Here is a 23,611-nt window from a genome sequence, read left to right on the forward strand (position 1 = left end):
AACTGGACTAAGATTTTCAGAAGCTATTGCACTAACTCCTGAAGATTTTGATTTTACTAAACAACTTTTAAATATTTCTAAAACATGAAACTATAAAGAAACAGGTGGTTTTTTGCCAACTAAAAATAAGTCTTCGATCAGAAAAATTCAACTTGACTGACAAACAATATCTAGATTTGCTTCTCTTGTTCAGGGACTAGAAAGTAATAAACCTATCTTTGTTTTTAAAGATAAAATATTTAATTCTACAATAAATGATACTTTAGCAAGAAGATGCAAAAAGGCAAATATTCCAGTGATTAGTATTCACGGATTAAGACATACTCATGCATCAATTTTGCTATATGCTGGTGTATCTATAGCTTCAGTTGCTAAGAGACTAGGACATTCAAGTATGAATACCACTGAAAGAATTTATCTACACATAATCAATGAGTTAGAAAACAAAGACATTGATCTTGTTATGAGATCTATTTCAACATTAAATTAGTATAAATAATATTATTACCCACGAAAAAAAACACCACACAAGTGTGGTGTTTTTTTGACTATTTTATAATTATTTGATTTTTTTAGCTTTTATTCTTTGTTCTTGAATAAATTCTTGAACGTAATTTCTAAATTTAAAAGGTTTTACTTTAAATAAAGGAGTGTTAAATTTATCTGATAAAACTTGTTTAACTTGTTGAGTAAATTTACCGTTACATAAATTATCTAATCTTCCATTGGCATTAATAATATCATCAGAGTTAATTATTTTTTTTAGCTCGTTTTCATCTAAATTCATTTCAATAGCAAAATCTTTTATTTTTTGATCATTTTCTTCGTTTACTTTTTTTCTAACATATTCTCATAAACTAAAATCAGTATAAGGAAGATTTTTTGAAATTGACAAATGTACACCTATTTCAGCATAACGTTGGTATTCTTTTGGAAACTTATAAACTTCTTTAAATAGTGTATTTTTCAATTGTTCACGTTCTGCTATTAAGTCTTTGCTTTCACTTTTTAAAAGTTTTTCATCAATATCTAGTATTCTTAGTACTAAGCTTTTTATATAGTTATCATCAACATAGATAAATCAAGATGAATTATCAACATCAGCTAATTCAACTAAAAGATCTAGTTCACCTGAATTTACTGATAAATTATCAAATTTAGAAAAATCAATTTCTTTTATTCTTGTACTAATTAATTGAAACTGATCTTTAGTCATTGAAATTTTTTCTTGATCTTTTTTTCAGTTAAAGTTTAATATTTTAGCGCTATTTAAATTTTTTCTTAATTCTTTATACTCATGCAATAGTTTTTTAGCATCATCTTCTGATATTTTTTCTTCATCAGGAACTGATTCAAACTCAGCATATCCTCACATTCTAAAAATTTCTTTAATCTCATTAAATGACGAATCAATTCTTGCACAAAATAAATCTAAACTTTTTGGTTCAGCCATTGATGGATCAATTCCTGAATAAAGTCTTAAGGCTTCGTCCATATTTCATCTCATCAGAGTTGGTTGTCTGAAAAAAATTACGTTTCCATTAGGTTTTTTGTCAGATTTTATTGTTCTGTTTGTTCTTGATATTGCTTGAATTAAATGCTCATATTCAAGCACTTTGTCAAAATAAACAGTGTTAATGTACTTAGAATCATATCCTGTTAATAATTGGTTAACTACTATTAAAAGATCTAATTTTTTTTCATCTTGTAAGTTAATGTACGGATCTTTTTGAGCTAATCTTTTTTGTACATCTTCTTTAAAATTATTGTGATCATTAGGATTTTGAATATTAAAATTGGTATTAAAATCTTTGTTATATCTTGTGATGATCTTTTTTATTGATTCTAATTTTCCTAACCCTTTAGAAACATCATCTGATTCTTCAGTAATATCTGTGCTACGATCAAATAAGGCGCTAAATTTTAAATCAAATGCTCTTTTTTGTACTTCTTGATCAAAAATATCAAAATATTCAATCGCATCTTTAATTGATGATGTAGCTAATATTGCACTAAAGCTTTTATCAACACTTTTGTTTTTTCATTGATCTAATATGTCTTTAACAATTTCTTGTTTCATTTGGTTTTGTTTTTGATTATTTATTAAAGAAAAGAGATCTTTTTCAAATTTTAAAATCTGTTCATCTTGATTATGAAATGAATTTTTTAGTTTATTTAGTTTTTCACTAGCAAGTTTGTGGTTGTCGTTTTGATTATTTAAATAATTTTCTTTTACACAAATAAAAGGTAATAAAACTTTGTCAATATATCTGTATTCACAGTTAAATGAAAGAACTTTGCCATCATTAATACCGTGTTCCATTGTGTATTTATGAAGTTCTTGACCAAAGTTTTGTTCAGTTGTTAAGTCATTTTTTGCATTTTCTTTACGTATTGGTGTTCCTGTAAAACCAAACAAAACTGAATTAGAAATATTTTCAGTTATGTTCTTATACATCTCTCCAAAAGTTGTTCTATGTGCTTCATCAAAAATAAAGACAATTCGTTTTTGAGAAATTTTATTTAGTTCTTTATAATAGTTTTCTTCTCTAACTCTTGATTGCTTATGAATTGAAGTAATAATAAGTTTTTGTTTTATAGATTCAGTTGTTAATTGTTTAACTAAATCATTAGTTGAAGTAGCTTCAACAACATCAATTTTGCTAGATGAATTAAACTTTTTAAAAGCATTTTTTGTTTGAAGTCCAAGTTCAATTCTATCAACAACAAATAAAATAATGTCTGCTTGATTTCATTCTAAAAGAAGCGTAGCTAATTTAAAACTAGTAAGAGTTTTACCTGAGCCTGTAGTATGTCAAACATATCCACCTTTTACACTTTGTGTTGTTTTTTGTTGGAAAAATTCTTTTTTAAAAAATTTATCTTGAATTTTATTAACCGCGTGAACTTGATAACTTCCTAATATTTTTAAATTATTATCACTACTATCAGCAATTGTATAATCTGAAATCATTCGATGTGCTGTAGGAATACTTAGAAATTGTCTAACCAATTCCAATCAATTATTAACAGGTTTATTATCAAAATCAGTTCATTTTAAAAATTTATCTTCAACTATTTCTTTATAACTATTAGAATTAGGCATATATATCATTTCATTAGGTTTCATTGCAACAACAACTTGAACTAATTTAAAAATACCTCTATAAAATCCTAGTCTTGAATAATTTTTAATTTGATTAATTGCTTTTTCAATACCATTATTGGTATTTTTTAATTCAATATGAATTAAAGGCATTCCATTAAATAACAACATTAAATCAGCTCTTTTTTGACCACTAATAGTATTTGTAGTTACTTGTCTTGCAATCTGATAAACATTATTTCCAGCATTTATATCATGTCTATAAAAAATTCTTAAATGAACTTGCTTACCATACTTTTTTTGATCCAACTCATTTGTTCTTTTTATTCCTATAAACTCACCAGTAATTAAAATATTAGAATCTACAAACGTGTTGCACTTTCTAACCTCATTAAGTACCTGTTCCATTTCATCATCAGATAAATCTATACCATTTAAAACGTCTTTATTATTTTCAGATAGGATGTCTTTTCAGTTTCTAATAAGTTGTTCTTCTGTAACATTATTTAAAATTGCATCACAATTTTTTGTTAAATTTTTTGGATCAACAAAACCTTTTCATCCGTATTCTTGTAGACTATTGACTATTGCTTTTTCAAATTCTTGTTCGTTAGTAAAATACATACTTCCTCCTACACAAACATCTTTTCAAGTAATGCGTTTTTTACATTTTTTAATAGTTCAAGCTTACGCTGATGAAGGGTGATTAGTGAATCTAGATTATAAAATAGAGATGAGATTTTAGACTGTTCATTTATAAAAGGAATACAATAAATTTTTTTACCATAATCTTTAAAATAGATATGAGGTATTGTAGAACCATTTATCTCTTTAGAGAAGTTACTTTTGCTACTAATTAAAAAATAAATGAATCTTATATTTGAATTATTGGCTAAAATAACTCCCATAGTGCTTAAAACCATAGTATTTTTAGGTAGTAATCTTGTTGTTCCTGCTGCTGCTCCATATTTTATTATCGATATATATTCTTCAGTAATTGGTTGATTATTTGTTTTTCCTGCAATTTTATTTGCATCATAAACATCATATTTTTCATTATGTGTTAGATCTTTCAAAGTCATTCTTGATGACTGGTATTTAACAAGCTCATTGAATTTTTCCTGTTCTCAAGTGTTAGTAAATTCCTTAAATCTTATAGTTGGAAACTGTGATTTTTCGTCACAAAACATTTTCTCAAGTAATCTATTTTTTGCATTTTTTAAAAGATTTAACTTACACTGATGAAAAGCGATCAGTTGATCAAGGTTAGAAAGTAAAGTTACTAACTTTTCTCTTTCTTGAAAATTTTTTGGAATTTTAATAATGGAATTTCTTATTTTTTCAGAATTAAGGTTTGCTTGAGTTCCTGTTGATATCAAGCGAAATCAGTAATTTTGTAAATCACATTTTTTAAAATAGTAAAAAAGATATTTTCTAATAGAATCATCTTTTATTACCATGCTATAAAAAGCTTGTGAAGTTGCCGTATCATTGTTTAAAATACCTATTTTTCCGATAGTTGCATATATTGATAAGGTTAAAGACCCTTTTGGTACAACTCAAGCACTAGATGAGTTTAGTCCTTCCTTTGTTATTTTCTTTTCAGTTGAGTAAATGTGTCCATCTGTCTTAGTTAAATCAGAAATCGTTAAGAATGGTATTTTTCCATTGTAATATTTTGGATTAGAAGTGTTGGGTGTTCCACCTGTTCCACCTCTATCTACTATATTTTCTAATTTTTCCTGTTCTCAAGTGTTAGTAAATTCCTTAAATCTTATCTTTGGAAATAATTCATTTTGCTTCATTTTAACTACCACCTAGCACTTTAATTAATTCATTAATTGCTCTCATATCATCTTCTTCACCTTTAAGATCTTTTAATAAATTAATCAATTCTTTTTCATTAGTTAGGATCTGTTTATTGATATCTTCTAAAGTGTCTTTGTACTTTTCGGATAATAATTCAAATTTAGAAACATAGCCATCAATTATATCGATTGGTTTTTGTTCAAACATTTTAATAATATTTTCAAGTCACTTTGTTACTAATAATTGATAAAACTCGTTTTCAGACAAGCTCAAGTACTTATTATATGAATCGTTTACTAATTGTTTATCAGTTGAGTTTATGTATTTTTTAATTTCTGCTTGCTTAGTATAAAGTTTAGAAAGATTTGTTATTTTGTCTTCAAAAGAATCTTCAATAATTGCTTGATTAGCTTTTATGATCTCTTTTGCTAGGTTTTCTATTTTAGTTTTATTAAATTCTTCTTTTTCAGAATCATAGGTTTCATCTATTTTATCTTCTTCAGCAATTGAATCTAAAAGATCTTGAATTTCAAGATTAATTTCTTCTTGTCTTTCTTGTTGAGCAATTAAATCATCATAAATATTTTTAAAATAAGTATTTTGAATAAGCTCTGGATCTAAGATGGTGGAAGATCATTTTTTAACTGTTTGTTGTTCAGATTCTTTCTTTTTAACTTCTCATTCTACTTCTGATTCATCTTTTAATATTTCTAGATAAATATTTTGGCTAGGTTTATTTTCATTGTCATTGTAGTATTTTGAAATTAATTCAACGTCTTCTTTAATAACATCAATATTATCCATCACTATTTGATACAGATCATATTTATCAATTAAAGCAATATCAGCAATTTTAGTAAAAATATAATCAGTAAGTAATTTTTCAATTTCACTTAGATCAATATCTTTAATCTGATTAATTGAAGGAATTAAAGTTTTAAAATTATTTAAAAAGTTTTTTGACAATATTTTAAATGATTCTAAATATCTATTAACATCACTATCTGAGTAAATAACATCTCTTATTTGTTCTTGACTTACTTTTAAATCAAAGTAGTTATTTTGATTTAAAACAAATAGCTTATCTTTAATATTTACAAATACTGCAAAAAAATTATCAAAAAAAGCTAATTCTTGTTTGCTTATTCCACCAATCATTAAAGAATGAAGATCGTATTGTTCTTGTTTTTTAAAATTATCAATATATCTTGAAATATTTAAGTTAAATTCATTTTCTCTAATTTCTTCGAGTTTAATAATTCTTGAAAAGTTTTCAACTTGACTTCTATTATTGACAATATCAGCTATTTTTTTAATTTGAGACTTGCTAAACTTATTATTTTTTCCATCTTTAATATACAGTTGAGATGCATCAACAAACAAAATATCATTAGTTTGTCTTTGTTTTTTTAAAATCATAATAATTGTAGGAATACCTGTTCCAAAAAACATATTAGAAGGTAGTCCTATAATTGTGTCTATTTGACCTTTTTCTACAAGTTTTTGACGAATTTGTTTTTCTGAATTACCTCTAAACAACACTCCGTGAGGTAAAACAATCGCCATAATTCCTTTAGAATCAACATGATATAAATCATGTAATAAGAAAGCATAATCTGCTTTACTTTTAGGAGCTATTCCATATTCAATATTTCTAAAATCATCTTTATGCTTTTCTGGACTTCATTTTTGAGAATAAGGTGGATTAGAAACAACTACATCAACTGTTAAACGTTTGTAAGTACTTAAGTCTTCATTTTCAAACATGGGTCAGTCTATTTCTAAAGTGTCTCCTCTTCTAACATGAATTTCAGAAGGATTGATATTTCTCATGATTAAATTCATTCTAGTTAAGTTAAAAGTATCTGATTTAAGCTCTTGAGCATAATATGTAACTGGGCTTGAATCTTTATTGTATTTTTTAAATTCATCTCCAATATTTAAAAGCAAAGACCCTGAACCACTAGTTGGATCATAAACTTTGATAATAGATCTATCTTTTAAATGATAAGCAACAATTTTAGACATTAGTTCTGATACTTCGTGTGGAGTGTAAAATTCTCCGGCTTTTTTTCCTGCACTTGAAGCAAATTGTGCGATCAAATACTCATAAACAAAGCCTAAAAGATCATAGTCTTGCTTTGTTGTAGGAATTTTGTTCATTGTATCTAACAAATTAAGAATTGTCTCAGTTTGTTCAGTTGCATTTTTTCCTAATTTATCTAATTCATTTTGAAACTTAGAAAAAATATTTTCAAATAAATATTTGTATTATTCGTTAATACTTGTATTAAAGTCCATAAAAGCTTCTTGAAAGTTTTGAATGTTAAGTTTATTTTTATTTTTTATTCAAGAACTAAATAAATTTCTATATTCAATAAAATATCCATTTTGGTTAACACAATCTTGTCTTATTTGTTCAATTTCATCAATGTTTTCCAAAGATGTATTATCATCAAATTCAAAATTTGAAAAATCAAACTTATTATCTAGATACTTAAGATCACTTTTTCAAATGTCATTTGCAAGTATTCAATTTATTTGCTTTTCACATAAAAATTTATACAAAAGCATGCCTAGAATGTAATCTTTATATTCATAAGCATCTAAATTTTTTCTTAAATTATTAGCAGATTCTCAAATAATCGAACCTAGCTTTTGTTTTGTCATTTTATTATTCATGCCTTTTTAACTCCTTATGTTAAAGACTATAATTAATTATACTCTTAAAATTAATTGTTATAAAATGCTCAAAATCGCATTTAATTTCAACTATTCAAAAGCTAAATTAATTGCATAATTATTAAAAATAATCTATTAATTTTATAAATTATTAACAGAATAAAAATTAACTAATTGCAGTTAAATAATTAAATTATATTAGCAAAATACCTTTAAAAATAGCTCTAAAATAACTAGTAATTCAAATCTCTATCACTCATTTAAAAAGTCTATTAAAAACGATTAATACTTGTCTGTTAACTAGTAGAAGTAATCTAAAATTTTGAGTATTTATAAAAAATTACTGATTGATATAATAAAAATTGAAGATGGTTAAATAAACTAAAATGATTTGTTAATAAGTTTATGCACTATCTTTAAATTCAAAGTCAAAAAACTTATTTAAGGAGAATTAATATATGAAAATAGGTTTGCCAAAAGAAATTAAGGCTCAAGAATTTCGTGTTGGATTAACTCCAAGCAATGTTGTTGATCTAGTTAAAGCAGGACATGAAGTTCTAGTTGAAACAGGAGCTGGAATTGGTAGTGGTTTTGAAGATGCTGAATATCAACAAGCTGGGGCAAAAATAACTGATAATGTTATAGATGTTTGAAAGCAAGAAATGATTGTTAAAGTTAAAGAACCTTTAAAAGCAGAATATAAATACTTTTATCCAAATCAAATCATCTTTACATACTTTCATTTAGCAGATCAAAAAGAATTAACAGATGAATTAATTAAAAATAAAGTTGTTGCAATTGCTTATGAAACAATCCAAACTTCAGATCGTAAACTTCCATTGCTAAGACCAATGAGTGAAGTGGCTGGTAGAATGGCAGTTTTAACAGCCTGTGGTTTACTGACTAGAACAACAAAAGATGCGATTGGAATGGTTGTAAGCGGAACACCAGGAACTCCAAAAGCTAACTTTACAATTATTGGTGGGGGAGTAGCTGGAGCGGCTGCAACAAGAATGGCTAGTTCAATTGGAGCTAATGTCACAATTATTGAATTTAATGAAGACAGAATTAGAGAATTATATGATCAATATGCAGACCGAGCAACTATTTTAAAATCTAATCATAAAAATATCGCTGAAGCTGTTAAAAATAGTGATGTTGTGATTTCAACTGTCTTAATTCCAGGTAAAAAAGCTCCAAAATTAGTAACTGAAGAAATGGTTAAATCAATGAGAAAAAATAGCATTATTATTGATGTTGCAATTGATCAAGGAGCTAGTGTTGAAACAATTGATCATCCAACAACACACGCTGAACCAACATTTATTAGACATGATGTGATTCATTATTCAGTTCCAAATATTCCTGGAGCCGTTCCAAGAACATCAACTATTGGTTTATCTAATGCAACTATTGCTTATACTTTAGAAATTGCAAGTAAAGGATGAAAACAAGCTGCGAGAACAAATAACGCAATCAAACTAGGACTTCAAACTGTTGATGGTAAAATAGTTTATAAAAATGTTGCTGAATCATTAAACTTAGCCTACACAAATGTTGATGAAGTTTTAAACTAATTTCACGATATTAATTTGAATAAAAACCTAGTCAGCTATTGACTAGGTTTTATTTTGATTATTATTTAATTTTTTTAATTGTAATCTTATAAGGTTTAGCAATGTCTTTAATTTCAACAGTAGTTCCTTCTTTTTTACCTAACATTGCTTTAGCAATTGGTGATTCATTAGAAATTAGGTTTGAAAAAGGATCGGCTTCAATTGCTCCCACTATTTTAATTTCTCTAGTTTTTTTGTCTAAATTAGAAACAAATTCCACTGTTGAACCAATCTTAACTTCTCCATTTTTTTCAGCTTTAGTATCTTCAATCACTTTAGCTCTATTAATTAATGATTCAACTTCTTTAATTCTTGCTTCAACTTCTGCTTGTCTATTTCTAGCAGCATCATAATCTGCATTTTCGCTTAAATCACCTTGATTACGTGCTTCAACCAGCTCTTCAATTACTTTAGGTCTTATCACTTCTAATAAATTTTTAAGCTCAAGTTTTAATTCTTCTAAACCTTCTTGAGTTAGAATAATTTCTTGTGACATCTTCATTCTCCTTGCATCTTTTTGATTATATAATATTGCATTTTAAAGTTCTATAATAAGTTTTTTGCTTAATTACTTATTAAAATGTTTATAGACTAAGTTAGCACTTTTTTTATTTTTAATAACTTTATTTAAACTATCAAAATCAGCATTCTTAATATTATCAATAGTTTTAAAATGCTTGTATAGTTCTTGGCTAGTTTTTTTACCAATGCCTTTAATTGTTAATAACTGGTCTTGAATTTGGTTATGATATTTTTTCCTAAATCCTGATTTTGCGTACTGATCAACTCTAAGCTGAATATTTGATAATCAGTTATAAAGTTTTTTAAACTGTTTGATTTCAATAATTTGACCATAAACATCAATTAGTTTGTCAGTTTTATGATGTTGATCTTTAACCAATCCAATAACATCAATTTCTAAGTTAAGTTCACTTAAAATTTCTCTGGCTGCTGTAATTTGAATTTTAGCTCCATCAACAATTATTAAATCAGGAAGTTTTTCATCAGCTTGAATTTTTTTAGTAAATCTTTTATTAATCATAAATTTTAGACGATCAAAATCAGAAGTATAACTTGCATCAATATTATATTTTCTAAATTCATTTCTAATTGGTTTAGCATTTTTATAAACAACACAAGCTCCAGTAATAAATTGGTTGTAAATATTTGAAATATCAAACATTTCAATATAACCTGGATATCTTTTTATATTACTAATTTGATGCAATAAGTTAAGAATTTCTTGTTCATCACCTACATTAACATTCTTTGAAATTGCTGCTTTTAAGATTAGCTCTTTAGCATTATTTTTAGCTAAATTAACTAAAAGATTTTCTTGTTTATTTAATGCATGGGAACTAAATTTTAAAATATTTTCATCTAGTTCTAATAGCTCAATATCATTTGGAACTAATAAAACATCAGGAGTAATATTTTTAGCATAAATCTGTTGTAAAAAACTATTTAATAATTCTACTAGATCTTGCTGATCATAATCTTGAGCATATTCATCTTTAAAAGTTAATTGACCAGCGCGATAAAATAAAATTACAAAGACAATTTTATTTTCGCTGATTTGATAGTTAATAATATCAATATTTTTATCACTTTGAAACTCTACATTTTGTTTAGTTGTAATAAATTCTAAACTTTGGAGTTGTTCTTTAATTCTTTGGGCTTGTTCAAATTGTAACATCTCACTTGCTTTGTTCATTTGATTAATTAAACTAGTTTTGACTTGTGAAATATCACCTTTAAAAAACTTATCAATCTGTTTAATTTGCTGTTCATAATAACTAAAATCAACATCTTTAAAACATGCTCCTGAGCATTGGTTTAAATGATAATACAAACACGGTTTATGATCTTTATTGTTGCATCTTTTTAAAGGGAAAAGTCGTTGTAAAGTTAACAGAATTGCTCTAGCATTACTTTTTTGAGGTAATGGACCATAGTTTCTTAAAGCTTTTTTATCATATTTTCTTAGATATTTATAACTAGGATCTTTTTGATTAGTAATTACAATGTAAGGATAAGCTTTATCATCATTTAACAAAATATTGTATTTAGGATGGTATTTTTTAATTAAGTTTTCTTCTAAAATTAATGATTCTTTTTCATTATTAACAACAAAATAATTAAGATCACTAATCTCACGAACCAGTCTTGTAGTTTTTATGTTATGCGCTCTGTTAAAATATGAACTAACTCTTTTTTTTAGATTTTTAGCTTTACCTACATAAATAACTTGATTCAAACTATTTAAATATAAATAACAACCAGGTTTATTAGGTAATAAGTTAACTTTTTCTTTTAGATCCATAATTTCACTTCCTTGTAATTAGTTATTGAATGTAAAATTATCGTCACTAAAGAATGAATTATCTAAAAGATGAGTTTTAGTTTTTAGTTCGTATCAATTAATTAAGCCTTCATAATCATTAACTTGTTGTGCTAACTTATTAGAATTAGTTTTTGAAATTTCTTGATTATTTTGATTATTATTATTTGTTTTTAATTTATCATTTCAAATTATTTCAAAGTTTTTTAATTTCTCAGGTTCAAAATCGCTATAAATAGGTAATTCAATAATTAAATCACTATTATTTAAACCTCTTTTATTAAATGCTTGTAGACTATCTCAATCATCTTGCTTAGTATTACTAAAGTTTAGATCATTAGAATTTTGTTCATCAACAACTACTTGTTGATTTATTGAACTGTTTTTAACTGCTGATTTAAAAAATCTTAATGCTTTGATTGATTTTTTGTTTTTAAATTTAAATAATTTTAACCAATCACCAGTAAACACTCAAACAACAAATAGCAATAATAAAACACAATAAACTACATAAGCTCCAGGCAATGAAAAATACCATAAAATAGCTACACTAAAAAATCCAGTGATTCCTGATCCTAAATAAAGATTAAAATACCCATTATGATTAATTAAATAATCACTAGTTTTAGTAAAGTAATTATCACTAAAAACTAAATGTTCATATCAAGTATGATTATAAAAACCTATAAGTTGTTTAAAAAGATTTGCTTGTCATAAACTTTCAACTTTATAAACTTGATTAGATGAAACAATTTTATTTTGTGCAAATAAAACAGTTAGTAATACTAAACTTATAAAAATAGCAAATAAAATAAAACTTATAAAAACTATCAATTTAAATTTAAATGTAAATTTATATTTGAAATTAAAAAAAAGCTGTACACTTCAACAAAATAGCACTAAATAAACTAAATACTTAGTTCATCCAAATAGATAATTAAAAAAAAGATCATCAAAAAACTGACCAATTACAGTGATTCTTGCAACACTAATCAGACAAAAAGTAAATAATCCTAAACCACTAACAACTCAAATAATTGAATCTTGCTTACGCTTTTTTTGTTTTGGTTGAAAAATAGCTATTTTCTGTTGCTGAGAATAAGTACTATTTTGATCTATACTTTTTTGCTTATGCATGATCTGGTTCCTTGCTATTTTTAAGTTAACTACATTTATTATTATTATATAAAAATTGACATTAAAAATTTAATAACAAAAATAGACTGAGTATGTTAATACCCATTCTTAAATAATAAGTTTTGATTTAAATTGATTATTTTTAAATCAAATATTTAACCTATTTATTTACAATTGATAAATGTAGTTTAGTTTTTTAACTTTATATTGATTTTAAGTTGATAGTATTTCTTGATTAAATAAATTAATTTTTAGCTTTTTGTGAATTTTTAGCTGAAAAGACATGTTTTTTTCTTAGTTGTTTTGATGTAAATACTTTTCCATCAGTTTCATTAATAATTACTAAAACAATTGGATTTTTTCCTGATTCTTGTTTTACTAGGTTTCTAACTTTATTTGTGATATCTTTTTTAATTTCGGTTATATCGTATTTAGATGGATTTTTTTTAAAGATAGCTTGACCTTCTAAAATTAAATTTGTTACTTCTTTTTGAATGATTTTAAAAATAGGATTATCTTCTTGAATGTATAATACTCCACGCATTTGCGTATCAATCAATGAAACTAATTCTTTATTTCTAGCATCTATTGTTGCTCCAACAATAATTACTCCATCAGTTGCTAATTGTTTTCTTTCATTTAAAACAATCGATCCAACATCTCCGATTCCAACACCATCAACATAAACATTACCCTCTTCAACTACGTGTTCTGAAATTGCTAAATGTTTTTTAGATAAAACTAAAGTTTCACCATTATCAATTAGTCCAACATTTTCGGGTGCTACTCCTGCTGAAATTGCTGCTTGTTCAGCTTTTAAAAACTCTTTATATAAGGCTTTGATTGGAATAAAATATTTTGGTTTTAATAAAGAAGTCATTAATTTAATATCTTCAAAACTAGCTCTCATTGATCAAATATTTTTATCACTTAAAGCAATTAGTTTAGCATCAGTTCTAGCTAGTTCATCTAGAATTTGAGCATGTCTTTTTTCAATTCCAGCTGCTGGTGGGGTTGCTAAAATAATTAAATCTTTTTTTGTAAATTCAACAACATTATCCATTCCTGTAGCAATTTTCATTAGTTTAGAATATAGATCATCACCTGTACCTGAAATGATTAAAATTCCATCTTCTGATTTCATATACTCTTCAATGCTGATTAATGAAGACTTAGAAATTACTAAATTTTTGCTAATTAAATTGGATTTTAAAATAGCATCCATTGTTCGACCATAAACTGCTATTTTACGGTTATTTTCAATTGCAGCCATACAAATTTCACTTAATTTATAAATGTCTTCTTCAAAAATCCCAATTACAATTTTGGTTTTTTTATCTTTAAATGGTGAAGCTATATATTTATCAATTTTATGATTGGGTACTGTAAAATCTGTTCTTGAAGCAAATTCTGCATCAGAAATAAATGCTAAAACACCTTTTTTAGAAATTTCAGATATATGAGTAAAGTCTGTTGAAAAGTATGATTGTTCTTTTCCATCAATAATATAATCTCCCATATAAATAACTGAACCTAAGTTAGTGTGAAATGCATAACCAAATGATTGTGGAGATGATGAAGTTGTTCTAAATATTTCCACTTTTGTATCTCCAACTTTAATGATATCTTTGTCTTTTACAACATTAAAAAACTTTTCCTTATGCTTTAATCTCATTCTTTCAATTTTAATTTTTGCTAGTAATTCAGTGATCTCATTGCAATAAACAGGTACATCTAATTCTTTTAAAATATAACCTAAAGCACCAATGTTATAAGCACTTGGATTTGTCAAAAAGACTGCTTTAATTTTCTTTTTATTTTGTTTAACATAGTCTAATTTAGGAATCACAGTATCAATTCCTAAAATGCCTTTTTCTGGATATTTAAGCCCAGCATCTAATATAAAAAAATCATCATTGATTTCTAAGACGTAAAGGTTTTTTCCTCTTTCATCTTGCCCACCAATAGCTGTGAATCTAATATTTGGCATTATAAAATTCCTTTCAAATTATAAAAATATTTCACTAATCGCGTTAAATTCGTTAGATTAGTTACAAGCTGTCATCTCTAATATATTTTAGCCTATAAAAATTAATAATCAAAAGAAAACCAGAAAGTCAAATTTTATCTAGTTTTAAAATTTAAGTTATTTAAAATTTATAGTATTTTTTTGTAACTAAAAAATGATGTGAAAAATTCCACATCACAGATATTAATTATTAAATGAAACTATTTTTCGTCTCTTTTTAGGTTTTTAATTTTGCTAATCTCTCTATCAAAATTTTCTATTGCTTTTTTAACTGCCTGTTCATATTTTTGTTTTGAAGATTCTAATTTTTCAATTGGCTCTTTAAATTTTTCAAAGAATTTTTTATGTTCTTCAAAAGTATTGTTAATTATAATTTCGGCTTCTTTTTTAGCTTGATCTTCGATTGCTTTGTTAATAACTTCAATATTATGTTTAAAGACATCAGTTAAAAACTTCTTTTCAGCTTCTGATTTGGCAGTTTGTAAAAATTTTTCAAGTTTAGCTTTATATTCTTGTTCAAAATTCTCAGTAATTTTTTTACCTGGTTTAACTTTATCTTCTTTAATAGCTTCTTCTTTAGTTTTTTCTTCAAATATTCTACCGAAATCTTTATTTGGGTCTTTAGAAAATTTTTCTTTAATCTTTTCTAATTTTTTGATTAATGCATCTCACTCTTCAGCTGTATACTTAGTTTTTGCTTCAGCTATGATACTATTATATTCTTGTTCAAATTCTTCAGATGCTTTTTTAATTTCAGCAGTAAACTTATCAACTATTACTTGTTGTTGATTTAAGTTTTTTTGTTCTTTATTAGTACAAGCAACTGCAACAGTTCCAGTGGAAACAATTAGTCCTACTGCTCCTAAAATTGATAACAGTTTTTTCATAAATCAAACCTTTCACCTTAAAAATAAATATTTTTTTAAATCAATTTAAAATTCTTTTTAAAAGTAAAAAAGATTAATTATTTAGATTTTATTTGAATGTATTTTATTTGAATTCTTAGATATTATGTATACAAATTAATTTTATTTTTTTATTTTTATTAAAACAAGTAAACTCTTTGCTAAACTTTATTCTTAGATTATTATTTAATTTAAACTAATCTTAAAACACTCAAAAACTTATCAAATGGCTAAGTATTTTAATCGATCTTATAAACACATTTTTTAAAAGCACATAAACAATCCAAAATTTATTTTTACTTATCTTTGGATTTGAGATTAAATATAAATTTTAATTGCTTATAGCATTATTAAAAATTAGAAATTTATTTTAAATTTGCACTTGATTTTAATTTGAAAATAACTTTAACAGTTCTTTTAAATTTGCTTTCTAAAATTTACTTGTTAGAAACAATAAAAGCAATAATTTTAACTTTCATTTTTAAAGCTTTTTGTGGTTGACTAACTAATTATTTTTAAATTGTTTTTATTTAATTAATTTTTAGTAGCATTATTAATTTGAAAATTTTAGAAATAATTTCATTGTCTTTAATTGCTGCATCACCTAAATTCTGTAACTTTAGTTAAGATTGATAATGCTTTTTGATATCTAAAGTTTTTACTATCTTTTTTAGCTTTAATAGTTACAATTTTAGAATTTTTATTATAAATAATTTATAAAGTTGAATTAACTACAAAACTTAATTCAAGTCAATTTGTCGGCTCAATAAAAATTAAATTCTTTATAGACACTACTTTAAACACATCAAATTTTGATAATCTTAATAACGATTAACAACAAGTTAACTTAACTAATAGAATTAACACACAAGCTAGAAATTTAAAATGAATTATACCTAGTTGTCATGCAACACCAGTTGTAGAATTTGCTACAAATTTCTTCTGATATCAAAGATGAAAACTAATTAAGCAATGAAATAAACCTTTAAAATCAACAAATAAAAAAGTAAGTTTAATAGTTAAACAAAAAGCAACTCTTGTTATCAAGTCGCTTTTTAAACAAAATTTAAACTTTTATTGTGATGGTTGTTATTTGAAATTTGTGATTAGAGTCAATTCTAGTTATTACAAAGTAGTTATCCTGATTAAAATAACCATATAACCAAAAAGAATTATTATCCTTTGCTAAGTATATTTAATTTATAAAATTATTAAATTTCTTTAATCCATTATTAGATAAATCTTTAAAATAATAATTATTTTATAATTTGTGTTATGTTGCAATTTTAAAAGGTAAGCTTCTATTTAAGGTTAAGCTAGTATGAGATGATTTTTAATATCACCTTTTTAAAATTTATTTAACTAAATTTTATTAGTAATTAATTTATTTATATAATAAAACCTAGCATAAATAAACTAAAAATAAATAACTACTAATCTAACATTGTAAATGCGAACGACTGATTATTCTAGAGAAAAAACTAATAATATATTTAGTTTTTTATAAGATTATTCTTTTGAATAATACTTAAAGTATATTAATCTTTAAATTCAAAAAATAAAAGAGTTTTGACTTAATTTTCACATTAAATTTGATAAAGTTTTAATCTTAAACCTTAGAATTTTGTGGTAAAAATAGAATTGATTTTAAGAGTTTAGTAGATATTTAAATTAGTTTATGTTCTTGTTATATTAAGATTTAAAACGAAACGCGGTTTATGATCTTGTTTTCAGTTAGATGATGTATTTTTGTCAAAATTTTTTCATTGCTTAACATTTTCTTGAACTTTTCATCCGCTTATATCTTGATTGAATGAAGTTGCATTCTCAAACATTGATTCCATAATAGATACTTTTGAAGTATCTCAAGAATTTAGAGGTTGGTTGAAGTTTTTAGCATTCTCAAACATTCGTCTCATATCAATTACTTTTGAAGTGTTTCAAGTGTTTAGCGGTTGGTTGAAGTTTTCAGCATCAGCAAACATCTTAGCCATATTAGTTACATTTAAAGTCTTTCAATTTGAAATATTCTGATTGAAATTTTTAGCACCAAAAAACATGTAATCCATTCTAGATACTTTTGAAGTATCTCAAGAGTTTAGAGGTTGGTTGAAGTTTTTAGCAAAAGCAAACATATCACTCATATTAGTTACTTTTGAAGTATCTCAGGTGTTTAGTGCTTGGTTAAAGTTGGTTGCGCCATGAAATATTTTACTCATATCAGTTACTTTTGAAGTGTTTCAAGTGTTTAGCGGTTGGTTGAAGTTAGTTGCTTTATGAAACATATAACTCATATTAGTTACTTTTGAAGTATCTCAGGAGCTTAGAGGTTTGTTGAAGTTTTCAGCAAAAGCAAACATGTAACTCATATCAGTTACTTTTGAAGTATCTCATTTTGATAAATCACCATTAAATAAAGACATTCTAAAAGCACTTTGCATACTTTTAATATTTGATGTGTCTCAATTTTCAATACCTATTGCTTTGCTATTAATGTTACTATTAGAAAATACATATTTTAGCAAAGTGATTTCTTTTGGAAGAGTTGGTGGAACGTCTTGAACTTGTCCGGGCATTTGCATAATCTGAATGTCTCTTCCCGATTTACCAGGCTCAAGAAAAACAACAACTTTTGAATAACCTATTTGAAGTACTTCATAACTTGTTTTTTGAGGATCGATTTTTTTATTATTAGTTTCTTCTCAATTTGAGATAGAAAATATTTTTCCATTACTTGATGGGTTTGAATCTGATTTTAAAACTTTTAATATTATAGGTCTTGTTGAATCATTAACTTTACCAATATCTAAGTTAAATAAATCATTATCATAGCTAACATTTAACTTATAATCATTATTTTTCAAATCAAGTTTAGTATTTTTATCTGAAATGTTATTAAATTCTATTTTAAGTTCTTTTATCTTGGGTCTAACTTGTTTTAAAACATATTTAAAGTTGTCTTCAACATCTTGAAATGTTTCTATTGAGCTACGTTTATTTTTAAAGTGATCATTTCAAATAGATTTCATGTACTCTATGTCTGCTTTTATTCTAAGCTCATTATTGTCTGGTGTTGGTTGAGGTTCAGGAACAGGTGGCTTTGGAGCTGGTTCAGGACGTGGTTGAGGGGTTGGTTGTGGCGGAGTTGGAGTTGGTGGAACTGGTTCAGGACTTGGCTCTGGACTAGGAGTTGGACCAGGAGCAGGTGCTGGCTCTGGAGTTGGTGGAACTGGTTCAGGACTTGGCTCTGGACTAGGAGTTGGACCAGGAGCAGGTGCTGGCTCTGGAGTTGGTGGAACAGGTGGTTCTGGTGGAACTGGAACTGGTGCTGGAGAAGGTTCGGGTTGTGGATCGGGTTTGGGTTCAGGTCTTGGTGTAGGTTGAGGATCTGGTTTATCATCAGGTCTTGGATCTGGACTAGGTTGTGGTGTTGGAGTTGGTTGAGGGTTTGGAGTTGGATTTATATTAGAGTCATCTGGTTTTGGTGAGGGTGATGGACCTGGTTCTGGGGTTGGTGGTTTAGGAGATATATCAGCGTCAGGATTAGGTTTGACATTTGGAGTTGGATTTGGAGATGGATCAGAATTATTATTTGGTCTAGGTTGACAGAATTTAACAACTGATGTCACAGTTGCAGCAGCCACCAAAACTGTTATCAATCCTGTAATACCAATTATTTTTAGAGTCTTATTTTTGTTATGACTTGATAGTTTATTCTCTTCATTTGATTGTTGATTATCACTATCATTTTGTTTTTTATCAATTTCATTAAGTTGAACTTGATCTTCATTGCTATTGGTTTTTTTGTGCATAATAGTCTTTCTCCAATTTTAGGTTTATTAAATTATTAGAGTTAGAAATTGAGAACATCTATTATTAATTGTCTATTAAATTAGTTAAAAAAGCAAGGCTAGGCTAGACCCCTTGAAATCTTATCTATTTTGAACCGATGAACAACTAGTTAAATGTTAAGAAATAAAAATATGAGAACTTTAATTACTATCAAAGTAAAAAAAAGAATACCAGTTAACTATGGCTAAAGATAACATAACTGTTAGAAATAAATACTTAGCAAAAAGACTTCATTGTTTGATATCAACTATCAAAAAATTGAAAAGAGAAATTAAACAATCTTATTTACTGGGTACTACTATTAGAACCAGTCACAGAAATTTAAATAAAAGAAACTAAAATACAATGATAATGAGATAAAATAGTTAGCCAAAATATTTAAAAGTAATCTGAAAATAGCCGGAAGTTCTGATAATACTAGTTCATCTTTTTTTAACTTTGAAAAACTTTTATTTGAATTTGTCTTACTTTACAGATAAAAAAAGAAATATCATTTTTTCAACTTCATAACGTTTTATTAAGTAAGGATTTGTAAGTTCTTATGTAACTAAAAAGATAATAGAACTGCAAAAAATAATAGAAGATCAATTTCAATTAAACAACCAAGTTATTACAAGGTAAAAATCACTATTTGTGAGTCAAAATGAAAGCTGAAATATTGAAAAATATAAACCTCAAACATCTAAAGAACTTTATCAATAGTTAAATTACTAATCAAATGAATCAAACATAAATTTAGAAATATTAATGAGCTAATTAATAAAGTAAATGAATTTTTATTGAAATTAAACTCAATGAATTTGATCATACAATTTGAAATAAAAACAATGCTCGCTGAATTTAACTAGTGAATATAGGTTCATTGTAGGCACAAATATTTATAATATTTAATTAATTCATTTTTAATGAAATCAGACATTATATTTTATTAGCTAAAAGCATTATAAAGGTTTAGGTAGTAACAAAAAAACCCATTTCCAGCAGTGTCTGGATTTGGGGTAGAATAAGTTTTACATAGTTATGTAATATATTTATTAAAATTTAAGAATTTATTTTTTATCTGCAATTGGTTTCAATTTAAAAGTAACTTCAACAGTTCCTTTGAATTTAGTCTTTGACGCTTCTCTATCAGCAACAGTAATTTTTACTTTCATTTTTCCTGAAGGTTCATTTGTTGCTTGACCAATTAATTTCAAATCTTCTTTTTCTAGTTTACCTTTAGTTGTTTTGTTTAACTCAAGAGTTTTTGTGATAATTTCATCACCTTTAATTGGTGTGTCACCTAAATCAGTAACTTTAATTAAAGTTGATAGATCCATTCTGATAAATCCATCTTTAAAAGTAACTGTTTTTTCACCTTTAAAGTTTTTACTATCTTTTTTAGCTTTAATAGTTGCACCATTTCTTCTAGAATTGTAAACAACTTCAACTTGGTTAGCTGGTAAATTTAAACCAGGATTTTCATTATTAACAGCTTCAATAACTTTACTTGAGTCATTTCAATCATTTCTTGGGAACACAATTTCAGTAACTTTAATTTCTGTTGCTAAATCTTTAATGACTGTTTTTTGACAAGCAACTGCAATTGCACCAGTTGAAGCAATTAGCCCTGCTGCACCTAAAACTGATAATAATTTTTTCATAAATATCAATACCTTTCATCACAAAAAATGAATATTTCTCAAATCATTTCAAAATGCTTTTTAAGAACAAAAAGTAAGTTAACTAATTATTAAACATCTTTTCTACTTAGGTTTTTAGACATTATGTATACTACCTAATTTTACTTTCTCGTCTTTATCAAAGCAAGTACTCTTTTGTTAAATTATTTTTAGATTTTCAAAGTTTAAATTTGCCAAAAATTAAACTACTACTTTTTTGAACGATCAAGACAATACTAAAAATAATTACTAGTTTTTTACTTGTTAATATAAAACAAATTCAAGCAAGAACCCTTGCTTGAATTTATGGCTTTTTAAGTATTAACCAAAAATCATACTAGATTTGTTAATTTTCTTGGTAATCTGTTTTTAGAGATATATAAGTCTAATATATTTTTCCAATTCGAGGCTTATCAAATCTGCTTCAACTTTTAGTACCTTGATCTCAAGAGACGGTGTTCTTTTTCCCCTTTTTTGTCTCTTCATTTATTTTCTTAACATTTCAGTTTTTTAGTATTTTGCTAAATGATTTTGCATTGAAAAATCCAAAATTTATAGTTTTTACATTCTTAACTTCTCAAGCTATATAATGATCTTTTTTTGGAAGGCTTGGATGCATTCTTGTAGATTGAATGTCTGAAGATATATCTCTATTAAATGATTCAGCATCTCTGAATATATTATCTAAGTTTTCTACTTTTATGGTATTTCAATTTTCGATATTACCATTAAATGATGTTGCTCCTCAAAACATACCTTCAAGAGATGTAATTCTTGCAGTATCTCAAGTCATGTATTCTTTATTTCCGACTTTAATTTTTTTTGTAATCATATCTTGATTAAATTTCTTAGCATTTTTAAATAGTTTTGTAATATCTTCAACTCATGTAATGTTTCATTTATCAATGCTCTGATTAAACATTTCGGCACTTTCGAACATACTATTAATTCTTCTAACACTTGAAGTGTCTCAAGCATTGTAATTCTTACCATTAACATTCACTTGTTTAGTGTTAATGTTTTGGTTAAATGCTTTAGCATTGTTAAACATGTGATTCATATAAAACACTTTCGAAGTATCTCAATTAGTAATTGATTGGTTGTTAAATGATGAATTAGCAAACATATGACTCATATCAATTACATTAGAAGTATCTCAGTTTGATAAATCACCATTAAATGAAGAGTTTTTAAAAGCGCTTTGCATACTTACAATATTTGAAGTATTTCATTGCTCAATCCCAGTCATTTGATTATCAATTCTACTATCAGAAAATACCTCTTTTAGTAAAGTGATTTCTTTTGAAAGAGTTGGCGGAACATTTTGAACTTGTCCAGGCATCTTCATAATCTGGATATCTGCTTCTAAGACTGTTTTGTCTTCAGGTGAAGGACCAACTTTTGAATAACCTATTTGAAGTACTTCATAACTTGTTTTTTGAGGATCTATTTTTTTATTATTATTAGTTCCTTCTCAATTTGAAATAGAAAATATTTTTCCATTATCTGCTGGGTCTGATTCTGATTTTATAACTTTTAATATAATAGGTTTTGTTGAATCATTAACTTTACCAATGTCTAGATTAAATGATTCATTATTAAATCTAACCGACATCCTATGGTTATCTTTATCTAAACCAAGTTTATCATCAGTGTTAGATACACGATTAAAGCTTATATTAATGTCTTGTATTTTTATATTAGGTCTAGTTCGGATTAAAAAGTATTTAAAGTTTTCTTCAACATCTTTAAATGTTTCTATTGAGCTACGTTTATCTTTAAAGTGTTGCTCTCACATAAATTTCATATAATCTACGTCAGGAAGTTTTTGAATAGGATCATCTGGAGTAGGTGGAACTGGTGGTTCAGGACGTGGCTGAGGTTCAGGTCTTGGTTCTGGTCCCGGATCAGGGGTTGGACCAGGAGCAGGTGATGGCTCTGGACCTGGTTTATCATCTGGATCTGGGTTTGGTTGAGGGTTTGGAGTTGGAGAATCACCATCATCTGGAGTTGGTCCTGGACCTGGAGTTGGTGATGGATTTACTCCATCATCAGGAATAATTGGAGTAGGATTAAAACCATCATCAGGAATTGAACTTCTAGGATCGCAAAACTTAACAACTGATGTCACAGTTCCAGCAGCAGTTAAAGCAGCTATCAACCCAGTAACACTAAGAACTTTTAAAAACTTAGTTTTGTTATGATTTGGTAGTTCATTTTCTTGATCTAGTTGTTGATCATCGCTATTATTTTGTTTTTGGTCGATATCATCAAGCTGAACTTGGGCTTCATTACTATTGATATTTTTGTGCACAATAGTCTTCCTCCAATTCTATGGTTGTTATTTAAAAAATTAGGGTTAGAGATTGAGATCATCTATCATTATTTTTTATCAAATTAATTAAAAAAGCAAGATCCAAGCTTGCTTAAGAGTTAGATATTTAATTAAATATTATTTAAATTAATTTTTTTA

Annotated in this window: 14 protein-coding genes; 2 read left to right on the forward strand and 12 right to left on the reverse strand. The window is 26.2% G+C overall.

All coding sequences use genetic code 4. The annotated features are described in order from the left end of the window. Positions 1 to 25 precede the first annotated feature (25 nt). The gene (locus MPUT_RS03915; protein WP_331838525.1) at positions 26 to 490 is read left to right on the forward strand and encodes a site-specific integrase; all 465 of its coding nucleotides are present in this window, start codon (positions 26 to 28) and stop codon (positions 488 to 490) included. Positions 491 to 559: 69 nt separating this feature from the next. Here MPUT_RS03915 and MPUT_RS02570 read toward each other — a convergent pair whose 3' ends face one another. Genes MPUT_RS02570 through MPUT_RS03920 form a run of 4 tightly spaced genes read right to left on the reverse strand, consistent with a single transcriptional unit; the run spans position 560 to position 7,597 of the window. After that, positions 560 to 3,730 (reverse strand): type I restriction endonuclease subunit R, encoded by a 3,171-nt coding sequence (locus MPUT_RS02570; RefSeq protein WP_014035233.1) that lies wholly within the window; start codon positions 3,728 to 3,730, stop codon positions 560 to 562. Between the two features lie 8 nt (positions 3,731 to 3,738). Next, positions 3,739 to 4,911 carry a restriction endonuclease subunit S gene (locus MPUT_RS03870; protein ID WP_014035234.1) on the reverse strand — a complete coding sequence of 391 codons (1,173 nt, stop codon included), beginning with the start codon at positions 4,909 to 4,911 and terminating at the stop codon, positions 3,739 to 3,741. 1 nt (position 4,912) lies between these two features. After that, entirely contained in the window at positions 4,913 to 7,177 is a 2,265-nt protein-coding gene (locus MPUT_RS02580; RefSeq protein ID WP_331838526.1) for a type I restriction-modification system subunit M, read from the reverse strand. 9 nt (positions 7,178 to 7,186) lie between these two features. Further along, a complete protein-coding gene (locus MPUT_RS03920) occupies positions 7,187 to 7,597 on the reverse strand; it encodes a type I restriction-modification system subunit M N-terminal domain-containing protein (RefSeq protein ID WP_331838521.1) in 411 nt (136 codons plus the stop codon). Positions 7,598 to 8,055: 458 nt separating this feature from the next. On the opposite strand from MPUT_RS03920, the gene ald reads away from it, so the two are divergent. Continuing rightward, the gene (gene ald, locus MPUT_RS02585; protein ID WP_014035235.1) at positions 8,056 to 9,174 is read left to right on the forward strand and encodes an alanine dehydrogenase; all 1,119 of its coding nucleotides are present in this window, start codon (positions 8,056 to 8,058) and stop codon (positions 9,172 to 9,174) included. A gap of 61 nt (positions 9,175 to 9,235) precedes the next feature. Here the strand turns inward: ald and greA are convergent, their stop codons facing one another. The 8 genes from greA to MPUT_RS02625 all read right to left on the reverse strand — a co-directional run bounded on the left by greA (position 9,236) and on the right by MPUT_RS02625 (position 23,452). Next, positions 9,236 to 9,709: a transcription elongation factor GreA gene (greA, locus tag MPUT_RS02590; RefSeq protein WP_014035236.1), complete on the reverse strand. Its 474-nt coding sequence runs from the start codon at positions 9,707 to 9,709 to the stop codon at positions 9,236 to 9,238. 72 nt (positions 9,710 to 9,781) lie between these two features. Beyond that, positions 9,782 to 11,536: an excinuclease ABC subunit UvrC gene (gene uvrC, locus MPUT_RS02595; RefSeq protein WP_014035237.1), complete on the reverse strand. Its 1,755-nt coding sequence runs from the start codon at positions 11,534 to 11,536 to the stop codon at positions 9,782 to 9,784. An 18-nt stretch (positions 11,537 to 11,554) separates the two neighbouring features. Further along, complete coding sequence (locus tag MPUT_RS02600; protein ID WP_014035238.1) at positions 11,555 to 12,691, reverse strand: hypothetical protein; 1,137 nt, start codon at positions 12,689 to 12,691, stop codon at positions 11,555 to 11,557. Between the two features lie 244 nt (positions 12,692 to 12,935). Further along, a complete protein-coding gene (locus MPUT_RS02605; protein WP_014035239.1) occupies positions 12,936 to 14,681 on the reverse strand; it encodes a ribonuclease J in 1,746 nt (581 codons plus the stop codon). A 239-nt stretch (positions 14,682 to 14,920) separates the two neighbouring features. Further along, the gene (locus tag MPUT_RS02610) at positions 14,921 to 15,607 is read right to left on the reverse strand and encodes a lipoprotein (RefSeq protein WP_014035240.1); all 687 of its coding nucleotides are present in this window, start codon (positions 15,605 to 15,607) and stop codon (positions 14,921 to 14,923) included. A 1,694-nt stretch (positions 15,608 to 17,301) separates the two neighbouring features. Further along, the gene (locus MPUT_RS02615) at positions 17,302 to 19,437 is read right to left on the reverse strand and encodes a BspA family leucine-rich repeat surface protein (RefSeq protein ID WP_014035241.1); all 2,136 of its coding nucleotides are present in this window, start codon (positions 19,435 to 19,437) and stop codon (positions 17,302 to 17,304) included. A 1,089-nt stretch (positions 19,438 to 20,526) separates the two neighbouring features. After that, the gene (locus tag MPUT_RS02620; RefSeq protein ID WP_014035243.1) at positions 20,527 to 21,120 is read right to left on the reverse strand and encodes a lipoprotein; all 594 of its coding nucleotides are present in this window, start codon (positions 21,118 to 21,120) and stop codon (positions 20,527 to 20,529) included. A gap of 403 nt (positions 21,121 to 21,523) precedes the next feature. Further along, positions 21,524 to 23,452 carry a BspA family leucine-rich repeat surface protein gene (locus MPUT_RS02625; protein ID WP_014035244.1) on the reverse strand — a complete coding sequence of 643 codons (1,929 nt, stop codon included), beginning with the start codon at positions 23,450 to 23,452 and terminating at the stop codon, positions 21,524 to 21,526. Positions 23,453 to 23,611 lie beyond the last annotated feature (159 nt).

Origin of the sequence: Mycoplasma putrefaciens KS1 (genome assembly GCF_000224105.1) — a bacterium.
GTDB classification, from domain to species: Bacteria; Bacillota_I; Bacilli_A; order Mycoplasmatales; family Mycoplasmataceae; genus Mycoplasma; species Mycoplasma putrefaciens.